The organism is Serinicoccus sp. CNJ-927 (assembly GCF_001942435.1).
GTDB lineage: Bacteria > Actinomycetota > Actinomycetes > Actinomycetales > Dermatophilaceae > Ornithinicoccus > Ornithinicoccus marinus.
Genome location: NZ_MKKF01000050.1, coordinates 75,663 through 89,397, shown reverse-complemented (window position 1 = coordinate 89,397; position 13,735 = coordinate 75,663). Strand labels below are relative to the sequence as shown.

Genomic DNA, 13,735 nt, shown 5'->3' with positions numbered 1-13,735 from the left:
AGCTCGTCGGCGGTGACCACCACGAGGTCCACCTCCGCGGCGACCTCCTCCAGCTGCGGCGGTGGGTCGAGGCCGGGAGCGGTGAGCACCACGACGCGGGGGCGGTGTCCGGTCACAGCGCGACGGTAGAAAGGCCGTGTCGGATTGTCAACAATCTCCTCCGTCAGGCATCGTGGGGCGGGTGCAGGAGAGTCTGACGGTGGGCGCGGCACGACCGCGACCGGCGAGCGCGGCCCCGGTCGCGACCGGGGCGTCACTGCGGGAGCCCGGGATCGGCGTCGTGGTGCCCTACGACGTCGAGGCGGTCGGCCCCGGCCAGGGGCTCCTGTGCCACCGGCCGGAGGTCGGGGACGGCTCGCCCGTCAGCGCCAGCAGCGCCGAGGAGAGGCTATGAGCGGGCTCACCGAGATCACGCGGGCCGCGCAGACGGCCCATCCCCACACGCTGCGTCCCGAGCACGAGCGACGCTTGGCGCGCACCCAGGAGGTGCTGCGCGGGCGCGGCCTGGACGCCCTCGTGGTCACCGACCCGGCCAACCTCTACTACCTGACCGGCTACAACGCCTGGTCGTTCTACATGCCCCAGGCTCTCCTGGTGCCGGCGCAGGGCGAGGCCCATCTCGTGCTGCGGGCGATGGACGCCAAGGGCGGTCACCACACCGCGACCCTGCCCCGGGACCGGATCCACGGTTATCCGGAGCACTACGTGCACCGGCACGACATCCATCCGTGGGAGTGGATCGCGAGCACCGGACGGGAGGTCGGGGTCCTGCCCTCCGGCGCCGGGACGATCGCGATGGAGCTGGACGCCCACTTCTTCTCCCCCCGCGCCTACCTCGCCTTCGGGGCCACGCTCCCGCAGGCCGAGGTCGTCGACAGCCAGGAGCTGGTCAACTGGTTGCGCGTGGTGAAGTCCGACACCGAGGTCGCCCTCCTGCGCGCGGCCGGGGAGGTCACCGTGCGCGCCATGACCGCGGCGATCGACGCCCTGCGGGCCGGCCGGCGCCAGTGCGACGTGGTGGCGCAGATCCAGCAGGCGCAGGCGCACGGCACCGAGGCGCTGGGCGGTGACTACCCGGCCATCGTCCCCCTGCTCCCCAGCGGCGAGACCGCCGGCACCCCGCACCTGACGTGGGTGGAGGAGCCGCTGCGGCAGGGCGAGGCGACGACGATCGAGCTGGCCGGGGTCCACCGCCGCTACCACGTGCCGCTCGCGCGGACCGTCAGCCTCGGCCCTCCTCCCCCGCGGCTGGCCCGGACGGCCGAGGCCACCGGCCTCGGCCTGGAGGCGGCGCTGCGCGCGGTGCACCCCGGCGCCACCGCCGCCGACGTCCACGCCGCCTTCACCGCGGAGCTGACCCGGCACGGGCTGCGCAAGGACTCGCGCATCGGCTACTCGATCGGCATCGGCTACCCACCCGACTGGGGTGAGCGCACGGTGAGCCTGCGCGCCGAGGACGACACCGCGCTGGAGCCCGGCATGTGCTTCCACCTCATCCTCGGGATGTGGATGGACGGCTGGGGTTACGAGACCTCCGAGTCGGTGCTCGTCACCAAGGCCGGACCCGAACTGCTCGCCCCCCTCGACCAAGGACTGGTGATCCACGCATGACCCCCGTCACGACCGCCTCGACCACGCTGCCGCTGGCCTCCCGCGCCGACCTGCTCGTCGGCTCGGTCATCGACTCCAGCACCTCGCTGCTCGCGCAGCAGACGCACGACATCGTCCGCTTCGCCATGGGCAGCCCCGCAGCCGAGGCCATCCCCACCGACCAGCTGAACGAGGCAGCCCGGAGCGCGCTGCACGGCGCCGACGCCTTCGACTACGCCGCCACCGAGGGTGACCCGCCGCTGCGCACCGCCCTCCTGGAGATGCTGGAGGGCACGACCGACGCCACCACCGCGGAGCGGCTGACCATCACCGCGGGAGGTATGCAGGGACTCGACCTGGCGGCGAAGCTCTTCATCGACCCCGGTGACCTCGTCACGGTGGAGTCCCCCACCTACACCAACGGCAGCGCCACGGCGCTCGCCTACCAGGCCGAGCTGGCCGAGATCCCCGTGGACGAGGAGGGGATGTCCATCGACGCACTGCGGGAGGCGGTCGAGCGGGCCGGTCGCACCCCCAAGCTCATCTACACCGTGCCGACCTTCCAGAACCCGTCGGGCACCTCGATGTCGCTCACCCGTCGCCAGGAGCTGATCGGCCTGGCCCAGGACTGGGGCAGCGTGGTGCTGGACGACGACCCCTACGGCATGCTGCGCTTCGCCGGCGAGGCGCTGCCCAGCCTGCACGAGCTGGCCGAGGGCGATCCGTTGGTCTTCTCGGTGCGCACCTTCTCCAAGATCATCGCCCCGGGGCTGCGGGTCGGCTGGGTGGACGCCGACCCCAGCCTCGGCCAGCTGCTCATCCACGCCAAGCAGGCCATGGACACCTGCACCAACCTGCCCGCCCAGCGCCTGGTCGCGGACTTCCTCCGGGCCGGGCACCTGGAGGATCATCTCGTCACCCAGCGTCAGGAGTACCGCCGCCGCAAGGAGGCCATGCAGGCCGCGCTCACCGAGCACTTCGCCGGCCGGGCCACGTGGACCGACCCCGAGGGCGGCTTCTTCCTCTGGGTGAGCTTCGGCGACGACGTCGACACCGAGGCACTGTTCGAGGTCGCGCTGGCGGAGGGTGTCGCCTACATCCCGGGCAACGCCTTCTCCCCCGCCCGGCGCTTCCCGCACGACCTGCGCCTGTGCTTCGCCTCGACCCCGCCGGACCGGATCCGCGAGGGCGTGGCGCGGCTGGCGCGCGCGGTCGACTCGCTGGCGCAGCGGTGACCCCGGACGAGGGCGCCGTCCTCGACGCGATCACCGCGCAGCGGCTGCTGCCGATGGCCACCGCCCTGGTCCGGGCCCCGGGGGCCAACCCGCCGGGCGAGGAGGCCGCCACGGCCGCGGTCCTCACCTCGCTGGCCGCCGAGCTGGGGCTGCAGGTGGCCGAGCACGACGTGGCGCCCGGGCGACCCAACGTGCGCGTCACGCTGCCCGGGGGTGACGGCCCGGGGCTGCTGTTCCTCGGGCATACCGACGTGGTCCCGCCCGGCGATCCGAAGGACTGGACCGGCGACCCGTATGCCGGGTCGGTCGTCGAGGGACGGCTGGGCGGTCGCGGGAGCGCGGACATGAAGGGCGGCCTCGCCGCCGTGCTGCTGGCGCTCGCCGCGGTCCGGGAGGCCCGGCTCGTCCCCTCCGGACCGGTGCACCTGGACGCGCTGTGCGACGAGGAGCAGAACGGTCTCGGCATCCGGGCCCTCGTCGCCGCCCCTCGACCGGACCTGCTCGGGTGCGTCGTGGCGGAGCCGACGGACCTCACGACGGTCGTCGCGGCGCGGGGCGCGTCCTACCTGCACGTCGAGGTGCGCGGGGTCGCGGCGCACGCCGGTCGACCCGAGGACGGCCGCAACGCGATCGGCGGCGCCGCCCGGGTGGTGGCCGACCTGGAGCGCTGGCACGAGGAGCTGCGCGTCGACGCGCACCCGCTCGTCGGTCCCGCGACGCTCAATGTGGGCGTCATCTCCGGCGGCACCTCGGGCTCGGCGGTCCCCGACCTGTGCCGCCTCGAGGTGGACCGCCGGCTCCTCCCTGGCGAGCCGGTCGACGGCGTGCTCGACGCGCTGCGGCATCGGCTCGACCGGCTCGACCTGGACGAGCGTGGCCTGACGTGGACCCTCTCCTCGCCCATGGACATGCCCGGCTTCGAGACCTCGCCGCACGACCCCTTCGTGACGGCGGTGGACGGGGCGATGTCCGCCGCGGGGCGCGGTCCGGCGCCCCTCGCCGGCTGGACCGCCGCCTGCGACGGTGGCTTCGTGGCGGACGCGTGGGGCATACCAGTCGTGGTGCAGGGGCCCGGGTCCGTGGCCGAGCAGGCGCACCGCCCGGACGAGTCGGTCGCGGTCGACGAGCTCGTCACCGCCGCCCGGGGGTATGCCCGCACCGTCCTGGAGCTCCTCGGACCGGGCGCGACGGCCTAGCGGCGCGAGCAGGGGCAGACGGGGAACGGATTGTCTACCATCGAGACCACCAACCAGGTCCGGCCCGGCGGCCGGCGAGCACAGGGGTGTGGGCGATGACCAGCATCGCGATCTTTCCCGGCCACCGCGCCGAGGACGACGACGGCTGGGCGCAGGAGCACCTGCGCGGTCACGGCCACGACGTGGCCCTCGCGCTCGTGCACACCAGCGTCGGGGAGGACGCCCACCGGGTCGACGCGCTCCTCCTGCCGGACACCGCGCTGCACGCGCTGCGCTGGGTCGAGGACCTCGAGAGCGCGCTCGGCACCGTCGTCCTCATCGCCGACCCGGCGCCCGCCGGCGGCGACGCCGCACTGCTAGGAGCCGCCCGGTGACCGCCCTCTCGCGGTCCTCCTCCGCCGCGCTGAACCCCGTGCCGCGAGAGTCGACCCCGAGCATGGTCGCCTCCCGCATCCGGGAGGCGATCGCGCTGGGCGAGATCGCACCGGGCAGCCAGCTCGGCGAGGTGGAGTATGCCGCCCGCCTCGGGGTCAGCCGTGGCCCCCTGCGCGAGGGGCTCCAGCGGCTGACCCAGGAGGGTCTGCTCGTCGCCCACCCCAACCGGGGTCTCTTCGTCGTGGAGATGACCGACGAGCGGGTGCGTGACCTCTACCTCGCTCGCTCGGCCATCGAGCGGGCCGCCGGAGGACGGATCCACGAGACGACCCCCGCCGCGACCTCGGCGGCGCTACTCGAGGTCGTCGAGGAGATGGCACGAGCCGCCGCCCGGCAGGACGTCCGGGACGTCAGCCACGCCGACATCCACTTCCACCAGGTCCTCGTCGAGCACGCCGAGAGCCCGCACCTCTCCCGCATCCACGCGACGCTGATGACCGAGACCCGCATGTGCATCCACCTGCTCGAGCCGACCTATGCGGTCGACGAGGCCCGGGTCGGCGAGCACCGCGAGATCGCCCGGTCCTTCGCGGACGGGGACACCCGTCGGACCGATGCGCTGATCGTGCACCACATGCGGGACGCGCTGCGGCGGCTGACCGGATCCACGACCGGGGCCGTCACCGACGCGGCGGGCGGGCCTCAGCCGTCCTGAGCGGCGGGGCGAGGACCGGCGATCCCGACATACTTCACCTCGAGGAACTCCTCGATGCCGACCGCACCGCCCTCGCGGCCCAGGCCGGACTCCTTGATCCCGCCGAAGGGCGCCGACGGGTTGGAGACGACCCCCTGGTTGAGACCGACCATGCCGGACTCCAGACCCTCGGCCATGCGCAGGGCACGGTCGAGGTCGCGGGTGTAGACGTAGGACACCAGGCCGAAGGGGGTGTCGTTGGCCAGACCCAGCACCTCCGACTCGGTGGTGAACGGGGTCAGCGGAGCCACCGGCCCGAAGATCTCCTCATCGGCCATCCGCGCGTCCGGCGAGACGCCGGTGAGCACGGTCGGCGGGTAGAAGTAGCCCTCGCCCTCGGGCACCTCTCCCCCGGTGAGCACCTGCGCGCCGCGCTCGATCGCGTCCTGCACGAGCTCGGCGACCTTGGTCTGCGCCGCGTCGTCGATGAGCGGGCCGACCGTGACCCCCTGCTGCGTCCCCGGTCCGACGGTCAGAGCCGCCATCTCCTCGGCGAGCCGCCGCCCGAACTCCGCCACGACCGGCTCCTGCACGTAGATCCGGTTGGCGGCGGTGCAGGCCTCGCCCATGTTGCGCATCTTGGCGGCCATCGCGCCGGCGACCGCGTCCTCGAGGTCGGCGTCCGCGAAGACGATGAAGGGGGCGTTGCCACCGAGCTCCATCGACGTCCGCAGCACCCGCTCCGCGCACTGCTCGAGGAGCACCTTGCCGACGGCGGTGGACCCGGTGAAGGACAGCTTGCGGGCCAGGCCCGAGCGGATCATCGGCTCCATCACCTCACCGGCCTGCGTCGTCGTGACGGCGTTGACCGCCCCGGCCGGCACCCCCACCTCGTGCAGGATCTGCACGAGCGCGAGCATCGACAGCGGCGTCTGGGCGGCGGGCTTGATGACGCTGGTGCAGCCGGCGGCGATCGCCGGCGCGATCTTGCGGGTGCCCATGGCCATCGGGAAGTTCCACGGCGTGATGAGCAGCGAGGGCCCCACCGGCTGGTGCATCGTGAGGAAGCGGGCGTTGCCGGCCGGCGCCGTCTGATAGCCACCCTCGATGCGCAGCGCCTCCGCGGCGAAGTGCCGCAGGAACTCCGCGGCGTAGGTGATCTCGCCCTTGGCCTCGGCCAGCGGCTTGCCCATCTCCAGGGTCATCACGTGGGCCAGGTCGCCGGCCCGGTCCATCACCGCCTCGTAGGCAGCGGTGAGCCAGTCCGCGCGCTGCCGGGGCGAGGTCGCCGCCAGCTCGGCCTGGGTCGAGGCCGCGGCCTCGAGCGCGCGCATACCGTCGTCCGGACCGGCGTCGGCGACGCTGGCGATGGCACGCCCGCTCGCCGGGTCGAGCACGTCGAAGCGCTCCCCCGCGTCCGCCGCGACCCACTCACCGCCGATGAACAGGTCGGTCGGCACCCGTCGCAGGACACCGTCCCGGTCCAGCCCCTCGACGTCTTCTCGTCCCTCGCTCACAGCTGCCTCCTCATGCGGTACGTTCGGATTGTCAACAATCTATCAATCGCAGGAGACGACCGTGGCGCACCTCAGCCCCCTGCTCAAGCAGGCCACCCCCGTCATCGCCGACCGTGGTGAGGGAGCGATCCTCTGGGATGAGCAGGGCGAACGCTACCTCGACTTCACCGCGGGCATCGGGGTGACGAGCACCGGCCACGCCCATCCGGACGTCGTCGCCGCAGCGCAGGAGCAGGTCGCCAAGGTCATCCACGCGCAGTACACCACCGTCATGCACCGCCCGTTGCTCGACCTCGTCGAGCGGATGTCCGAGGTCCTGCCCGCCGGCCTGGACTCGATGTTCTTCGTCAACTCCGGGTCCGAGGCGGTCGAGGCCGCCCTGCGCCTGGCGCGCCAGGCGACGGGTCGGCCCAACGTCATCACCTTCCACGGGGGCTTCCACGGGCGCACCGTCGCCGCGGCGTCCATGACGACCTCGGGCACGAAGTTCCGCTCCGGGTTCGCGCCGCTGATGCCCGGGGTCGCGGTCTCGCCCTTCCCCAACCCCACCCACTACGGCTGGAGCCAGGAGGAGGCGACCGCCTTCGCGCTGCGAGAGCTCGACTACCAGCTCCAGACCGTCAGCTCCCCGCAGGACACCGCGGCCTTCCTCGTCGAGCCGGTGCTCGGCGAGGGTGGCTACGTGCCGGCCTCGGCGGAGTTCCTGGCCGGTCTGCGGGAGCGGGCCGACCGGCACGGCATCCTGCTCGTGCTCGACGAGGTGCAGACCGGGTGGGGTCGCACCGGGCGCTTCTGGGGGCACGAGCACTTTGGCGTCGCTCCCGATGTGCTCATCACCGCGAAGGGCATCGCCTCCGGCTTCCCGCTCTCCGGGATCGCCGCCTCCGAGGAGCTCATGAGCAGGGCTTGGCCCGGCTCGCAGGGCGGCACCTACGGCGCCAACGCCGTGGCCTGCGCCGCCGCTCTCGCCACGCTGGACGTCATGCGCCGCGAGGACCTCGTCGGCAATGCGGCGGCTCGCGGGGAGCAGCTGCGGGGGCGGCTGCAGGCGGTCGCGGACGGGCATACCGCCATCACCGACGTGCGCGGGCTCGGCCTGATGCTCGGCGCGGAGTTCCGCACGGCTGACGGCACGCCGGACGGCGAGACGGCCGCCCGGGCCCAGCAGGCCGCCGCGCGCCACGGGCTGCTGCTGCTCACCTGCGGCGCCTGGTCGCAGGTGGTGCGCTTCATCCCCGCGCTGGTCGTCACCGAGGATCAGGTCGACGAGGCCGGCGACCTCTGGGAGAAGGCGGTCGCCGACGTGCTCTGACCACGCCGGCTCTCAGACCGAAGGGGGCCAGCGGCGCTGACGCCAGTCGCCCCAGGTCGGGAAGCCGGACGGCTGGAAGCCCGACCAGGAGGATCAGCGTGGATGTCGTCGTCCCGCTCATCCCAGGTCGGCGGTCAGCCGCTCCACCGAGTCCACGACCAGGTCGCAGAAGCGGGCTTGGTCGATCTGCGTGGCGGGGGTCGAGACCGGACACCGTCACCGGCCAGTCCTCCCGGAGGACGACGTCCGCCGCGTGCCGGTCGGCGTAGATGTTGAACTCCGCCGTCGGGTGATGTTGCCGCGGGTGAGTGCGCCGCCCATGCACATCACTCCCTTGACCCGCTCGACGATGCGAGGCTCGCGACGCGCCGCCAGGGCGATGTTGGTGAGCGGGCCGACCGGCACCAGGGTGAGGGTGCCCAGCTCGTGCTCCATGACGGTGTCGACGACGTGCCGTTCGTCGAGCTCGAAGGTCGCGGCGGGCAGCTCTGGGCCGTCGAGCCCGGTCTCGCCGTGGATCTCCACCGCCAGCACCTGGTCGCGCACCATCGGTCGGGCCGAGCCGCGGGCCACCGGCACCTGATCCCGTAAGCCGCGCAGGTGGACAGCGCGTTGCGAGCCGTGTGCTCGACGTCGTGGTTGCCCGAGACCGTCGTGACGGCCAGGAGCTCGATCGCCGGGCTGGCCGCCGCCAGCAGAATCGCGATCGCGTCGTCGTGCCCGGGTCGCAGTCGAGGACGATCTTCTCCGGCATACCCGGATCCTCGCAGCCCGGTCCCTCAGCCGCTCGGCGTCTCCTCCGGGTCGCGCTCGATCTCCTCCATCGGCGTCACGTCGTGGTCGCCGCGCAGGACTCGCCGTCGCTCGGATCTCAGCCCGACCAGCAGGGCCGGGATCATGGCGAAGACGAGGATGAAGATCGGCAGGCCGACGACGGTGATGACCTCCTGCAGGGCCGGAATCGCCTCGTCCCCGCCGAGCATGATGAGCAGCGCCGCCAGCGCCCCCAGGCAGACCGCCCAGAAGACGCGCTGGCCGACCGGGCCTTCCTCGTCCTCCCCGGAGCAGAGCATGTCGACCACGAGCGCCGCCGAGTCCGCCGATGTCGCGAAGAACAGGGCGACGATGACGACCGTGAGGCCCTGCAGCAGCGGGGTCCAGGGGAAGCTCTCGAAGAAGGTGAACATCGCCAGCGGGACGCTCTCGGCGACGGCCGCCGAGATGGGGCCGCCCTCACCCCCGATGCCGTCGATCTCCATCGCGGACCAGCCGAAGATGACGAACCAGACCAGGGTGAACAGCGACGGCGCGACCAGCACCCCGCCGATGAACTCGCGGACCGTGCGCCCTCGGGAGATGCGGGCCAGGAAGACCCCCATGAACGGCGCCCAGGTGACGGTCCAGGCCCAGTAGAAGACGGTCCAGCCGGCCTGCCAGCCCCAGCCCTCGTCCTGGGTCGCGTTGGCCAGGGCGTCGTTCCACAGCGACAGACCGGGCAGCGCGGCGAGGTAGTTGCCGGCGCTCTCGACCAGCTCGCGGAGCAGAAAGACCGTGGCGCCGCCGGTGAACAGGACGAAGAGCATCATGCCGACGGCCATACCGATATTGATGTTCGACAGCCGCTTGATGCCCTTGTCCAGCCCGACCGCGACGGAGACCGTCGCGACCGCGGTCAGCACCGTGATGACGAGCACCCGGACGAGTACCGAGTCCGACAGACCGGTGAGGGCGGAGAGGCCGGCGCTGATCTGCGAGGTGCCCAGCCCCAGGCTCACCGCCAGGCCGAAGAGCGTGCCCAGCACGGCGAAGACGTCGATGGTCTTGCCGATCGGCCCGTGGATCCGCTCCTTGAGGAAGGGGTAGAACACCGAGCTGACCCGCATCGGCAGGTCGTAGCGGTAGATGAAGAACCCGAAGGCCAGCCCGGGCAGCGTGAAGATCGTCCAGGTGTGCAGCCCGAGGTGGTAGAGCGCGACGTTCATCGCGTCCTCGGCCGCCGCCGCACTGTAGGGCTCCACCCCAGGGAAGGGTGGGGTCGAGAAGTGCGAGATGGGCTCGGCGACGCCCCAGAACATCAGGACCGTGCCGATACCACCGGCGAAGAGCATGGTGAACCAGGACACGCGGCCGTAGGCGGGCTTCTCGTCCGCCTTGCCCAGGCGCAGGTCGCCGTACTTGCTGATCGCGATCCAGACGAGGAAGACCAGCCAGGCGGTGACCCCGAAGATGAAAAACCAGCCCAGGTTGGTGGTCACCCAGGTCCGGGCGGCCGTGAACCCGTCACCGATCGTTCCGGGGAAGATGAGCAGGAGGGCCAGGATGACGACCATCAGTCCGGCCGAGGTGAAGAAGATCTGCGGGTTGGTACGCAACCCCAGTCGACGGGCAAGTGCGTCCACGGTGAATGTCCCTACGCCGAGAGTTTGTCCATTTGTTGACAATCCGACCCTAGCGAGACATCCGCCCGCTGGCTAGCGCCCTCGCGGACCGCCGACGTGATCAGTCGGCCTCGACCGTGCCGTAGTCGAGCGCGTCCCGGAAGTCGCCCGGACGTACCGCGGCTCGGGGTCGGGCACGAGGTCCCAGGCGCGGTGCCTTCCGGTGCGGAGGGCGGCGGCGACGACCTGTCGCCGTGCCTGGCTGGCGCGCACCGCGTCCTCCAGGCCTCGAGGCCGTAGCGCCGGTCGAGCTCCGCGCGCATCGCGGCGGCGACCTCCGCGTGGGCCGGGTCGCCCGCGCGGTCGCTCAACTCGTCGGGGTCCGCCTCGAGGTCGAAGAGCTGGTCCGGGTAGCCCGGGCACACGACATACTTCAGCGCTCCCCGCACCAGCGTGACTTGGAGTCGCTGCGTCCCCTCGGCGAGGTACTCCACGACGACGTCCCGATCCTCCGGTCCGGCCCCGCCCCGCTCCCGCCGGATGCTCTCCAGCAGCGACACCCCCGCGTCGTCGTCGGCGCTCCCCTCCCCCGAGGTGCCGGCGAGCTCGCGCAGCCTGGGCAGGATGATCACCGTGTCCTCCGCCATCCCCAGCGCCTGCACCCGGTCCCGGATGCGGCCGACCAGGTCGTCGACGTAGCTGACGGCCGCGTAGTAGGCGCGGCGGGCCCGACGGGTCTCCTCCGGGCCGGGTGGGCGGGCGTCGAAGCCGCACATCTGCCGCGACCGGTGGCTGTGCGGGTCGCGTGCCGGGTCCGGTGGTCCGGGTGCGCCGGTGGCGGGATCTCCCGGTCGTCGAAGCGCTCCCAGTGCTCCGGCGGCGGCTCGTAGGGGTCGTGCGGGTGGATGAAGCAGGCGGCGAGCAGGCAGGGCGTGCACTCCCCCCGCCTGGTCCGCACGGGCCCTGTCGTTGAGGTGCCGCCCGCCGAGCGCAGGAGGTGGGCGAAGGTCGGCTCGGTCGCCGCGAAGTCGTCCCCGTTGTCGTAGCACCCCAGCTCCGAGGGCAGCCGTCCGGTGAGCATCGAGGCCCGCGAGAGCGCGCACGAAGGCGTCGTGCAGTATGCCCGGTCGAAGACCGCACCCTCGCGCGCCAGCGCGTCGAGGTGCGGCGTCAGCGCGGCGTCGTCCCCGTGGGCACCGACGTGGTGCGGCGCCAGCTGGTCCGCCTGGGGCAGGATGATGTTGGGCTGGTCGCCGAGCTCAGTCCGCGGCACGAGGTGTCTCTGCTTCCTCGTTCTGGCGCTGGGCGCTGTCGTCCCCGTCACCCTGGGGCGTCCAGCCGTCCTCCCACTCCCCGGTCTCGTAGTCGTACCCGACCGGCTCGCCCTCCTCGTTGCGTCGCTGGTACCAACCGGTGTAGCTCTCGTCCTCGGAGTCGATGTGCGCCCCGGCCCCGTCCCCGTCCGCCGCCGGTCCCACCTGGAGCGCGAAGTCGTCACCGTGCTTCTGCACACCGTCGATGACGGCGTGCCGCACGGCGCTCTCGGCATACAGGTGCCGGAGCGTGGCCGGGTCGGTCCGCAGGTCGCGGAACCACGCGACGATGATGAGCAGCATCACGACGGCGAAGGGGACCGCGGTGACGATCACGAGCTGTTGCAGGCCCTGCAGCGCCGTCGCGTCGCCCAGCGAGAGCATGACGACCGCGATCCCCGACATGACCAGGCCCCAGAAGATCACCACGCCCCGCCGCGGCGACTGGTCGCCCTGGCTCGACAGCATGCCCATGACGACCGACGCGGAGTCGGCCGAGGTGACGAAGAAGATCGACAACACCCCGATCGCGACATAGGGGACCCAGGCCACGTAGTCGAGGTTGTCGATCATCGTGAAGAAGACCTGAGGTGCGGCCATGTCGTCGGAGAAGCCGGGCAGCCCCTCGCGGTACATCCAGATCGAGGTGCCGCCCATCACGCCGTAGGCGACGAAGAGCAGCGAGGAGGGGATGAGGATGGTGCCGAGGAGGAACTGCCGCACCGTGCGACCGCGGGAGATGCGGGCGATGAAGACGCCGACGAAGGGCGACCAGGAGATCCACCAGGCCCAGTAGTAGACGGTCCAGGCGGACTGGTAGGCCTGCGTCTCCTGGCCCCACGACAGGGAGCGGCCCATCATGTCGAACATCGAGCCGAGGTACTCCATCATCGCCGACGGCAGCAGGTTGAGCAGGAACAGCGTCGGCCCGAGGAAGAGCACGATGCCGACGATGCCGATGGTCAGCACGATGTTGATGCTGGACAGGTAGCGGATGCCCCGTGCCACGCCAGAGACCGCGGAGATGATGAAGCCGCAGGTGAGGACCAGCAGGATGACGATGAGCATCGTGTTGGTCAGCTCGTCCGTCCCGGCCACGATGCTCACGCCGGTGCCGATCTGCATCGCGGCGATGCCCAGCGCCGCCGCCGTCCCGAAGAGGGTCGCGATGATCGCGAACGAGTCGACGAGCTTGCCCGCGAAGCCGTCGGCGTGCCGCTCGCCGAACAACGACCGGAAGATCGAGGACATGAGCAGGCTGCGGCCCCGGCGGTAGGCGGAGTAGGCCACCGCGCCGCCGACGAGGGCATACATCGCCCAGGCGTGGAACCCCCAGTGGAAGTAGGTCTGGGCCATGGACCGGTGCAGCGCCTCCACCGACTCCGGCTCGTTCGTCAGCGGCGGGGGGTTGACGAAGTAGGTGAGCGGCTCGGAGGGGCCGAAGAAGAGCACGCCGATGCCGATGCCCGCCGCGAAGAGCATCGACACCCAGGCGAAGGTGCTGAACTCCGGCTCCTCGCCGTCCTTGCCGAGCGGGATCCGCCCGTAGGACGACAGCGCGATGCCGAGCAGCACCACGAGGATGATGATGGCCACGCTGTTGAACAGCCACGACACGTTGCTGGTGGACCAGTCGAAGGCTGCCTGCGCGACGGTGGCGACGCCGGCCGGGTCGGCGACGCCCCAGATGACGAAGATGACGGTGAGCAGGCCGGCCAGCACGAAGACCGTCTTGCTGAGCCCGTACCTCCGGCGTTGCTCGTCGATCGAGATGCCCGGGACGAGCGCCGGGTGGATCCCGTGCGGGTACTCCGGTCGCTGGTAGTCGAGCCGGCCGAGCGACTTGCCCGCCCGACGGGCCTCCGCGCCGAGCTTCGCGCGGGGTGGGCGTTGCTGCGTGGACATGGCGGATCCCCCTCGTCGTGGACGGTTGCCCGGCAACCTACAGCGGCGAAGGGGAGATTGCACCGACCCGCGCCGACCCGCGTCGTCCTGCGGGAACGGCGAAGCCCTGGTGAGAGGGGCTCTCACCAGGGCTTCTTCGGTCGGGCTGACAGGATTTGAACCTGCGACCCCTTGACCCCCAGTCAAGTGCGCTACCAAACTGCGCCACAGCCCGAGGCCC

Annotated in this window: 12 protein-coding genes, 1 tRNA gene and 1 pseudogene; 7 read left to right on the top strand and 7 right to left on the bottom strand. The window is 71.8% G+C overall.

What is annotated here, in order from left to right:
• Positions 1-181: 181 nt before the first annotated feature.
• The 6 genes from BJF86_RS14750 to BJF86_RS14725 all read left to right on the top strand — a co-directional run bounded on the left by BJF86_RS14750 (position 182) and on the right by BJF86_RS14725 (position 5,111).
• On the top strand, positions 182-394 hold the full coding sequence (locus BJF86_RS14750; protein ID WP_143553868.1) for a hypothetical protein: 213 nt from the start codon (positions 182-184) through the stop codon (positions 392-394).
• Positions 391-1,611, top strand: a complete 1,221-nt coding sequence (locus BJF86_RS14745; protein WP_083653175.1) for a M24 family metallopeptidase — start codon at positions 391-393, stop codon at positions 1,609-1,611. Before BJF86_RS14750 ends, BJF86_RS14745 begins: the two co-directional genes overlap by 4 nt.
• Positions 1,608-2,825, top strand: a complete 1,218-nt coding sequence (locus tag BJF86_RS14740; RefSeq protein ID WP_075820024.1) for a PLP-dependent aminotransferase family protein — start codon at positions 1,608-1,610, stop codon at positions 2,823-2,825. The genes BJF86_RS14745 and BJF86_RS14740 overlap by 4 nt, the downstream gene beginning before the upstream one ends.
• Positions 2,822-4,021 carry a M20 family metallopeptidase gene (locus tag BJF86_RS14735; protein ID WP_075820022.1) on the top strand — a complete coding sequence of 400 codons (1,200 nt, stop codon included), beginning with the start codon at positions 2,822-2,824 and terminating at the stop codon, positions 4,019-4,021. Before BJF86_RS14740 ends, BJF86_RS14735 begins: the two co-directional genes overlap by 4 nt.
• Positions 4,022-4,116: 95 nt before the next feature.
• On the top strand, positions 4,117-4,395 hold the full coding sequence (locus BJF86_RS14730) for a hypothetical protein (RefSeq protein WP_075820020.1): 279 nt from the start codon (positions 4,117-4,119) through the stop codon (positions 4,393-4,395).
• On the top strand, positions 4,392-5,111 hold the full coding sequence (locus BJF86_RS14725; RefSeq protein WP_321166205.1) for a GntR family transcriptional regulator: 720 nt from the start codon (positions 4,392-4,394) through the stop codon (positions 5,109-5,111). Before BJF86_RS14730 ends, BJF86_RS14725 begins: the two co-directional genes overlap by 4 nt.
• Here the strand turns inward: BJF86_RS14725 and BJF86_RS14720 are convergent.
• Entirely contained in the window at positions 5,099-6,607 is a 1,509-nt protein-coding gene (locus tag BJF86_RS14720) for an NAD-dependent succinate-semialdehyde dehydrogenase (protein WP_202817363.1), read from the bottom strand. The genes BJF86_RS14725 and BJF86_RS14720 overlap by 13 nt on opposite strands.
• Before the next feature lie 61 nt (positions 6,608-6,668).
• Between BJF86_RS14720 and BJF86_RS14715 the strand changes: the two genes are divergently transcribed.
• Entirely contained in the window at positions 6,669-7,919 is a 1,251-nt protein-coding gene (locus BJF86_RS14715; protein WP_075814248.1) for an aspartate aminotransferase family protein, read from the top strand.
• 216 nt (positions 7,920-8,135) lie between these two features.
• Here the strand turns inward: BJF86_RS14715 and BJF86_RS19135 are convergent.
• From BJF86_RS19135 to BJF86_RS14685, 6 genes and pseudogenes are all read right to left on the bottom strand, one after another.
• A pseudogene (locus BJF86_RS19135) lies at positions 8,136-8,584 on the bottom strand (nucleoside hydrolase).
• A gap of 114 nt (positions 8,585-8,698) precedes the next feature.
• Positions 8,699-10,318, bottom strand: coding sequence for a BCCT family transporter (locus BJF86_RS14700; protein WP_075820016.1), 1,620 nt, complete (start codon positions 10,316-10,318; stop codon positions 8,699-8,701).
• 72 nt (positions 10,319-10,390) lie between these two features.
• Positions 10,391-10,570, bottom strand: a complete 180-nt coding sequence (locus BJF86_RS19130; RefSeq protein ID WP_237768257.1) for a hypothetical protein — start codon at positions 10,568-10,570, stop codon at positions 10,391-10,393.
• A 355-nt stretch (positions 10,571-10,925) separates the two neighbouring features.
• The gene (locus tag BJF86_RS19905; protein ID WP_414819949.1) at positions 10,926-11,570 is read right to left on the bottom strand and encodes a sulfatase-like hydrolase/transferase; all 645 of its coding nucleotides are present in this window, start codon (positions 11,568-11,570) and stop codon (positions 10,926-10,928) included.
• Positions 11,557-13,515, bottom strand: a complete 1,959-nt coding sequence (locus BJF86_RS19115) for a BCCT family transporter (RefSeq protein ID WP_075820014.1) — start codon at positions 13,513-13,515, stop codon at positions 11,557-11,559. Before BJF86_RS19115 ends, BJF86_RS19905 begins: the two co-directional genes overlap by 14 nt.
• A 140-nt stretch (positions 13,516-13,655) precedes the next feature.
• Positions 13,656-13,729 (bottom strand) — tRNA-Pro (locus BJF86_RS14685).
• Positions 13,730-13,735 lie beyond the last annotated feature (6 nt).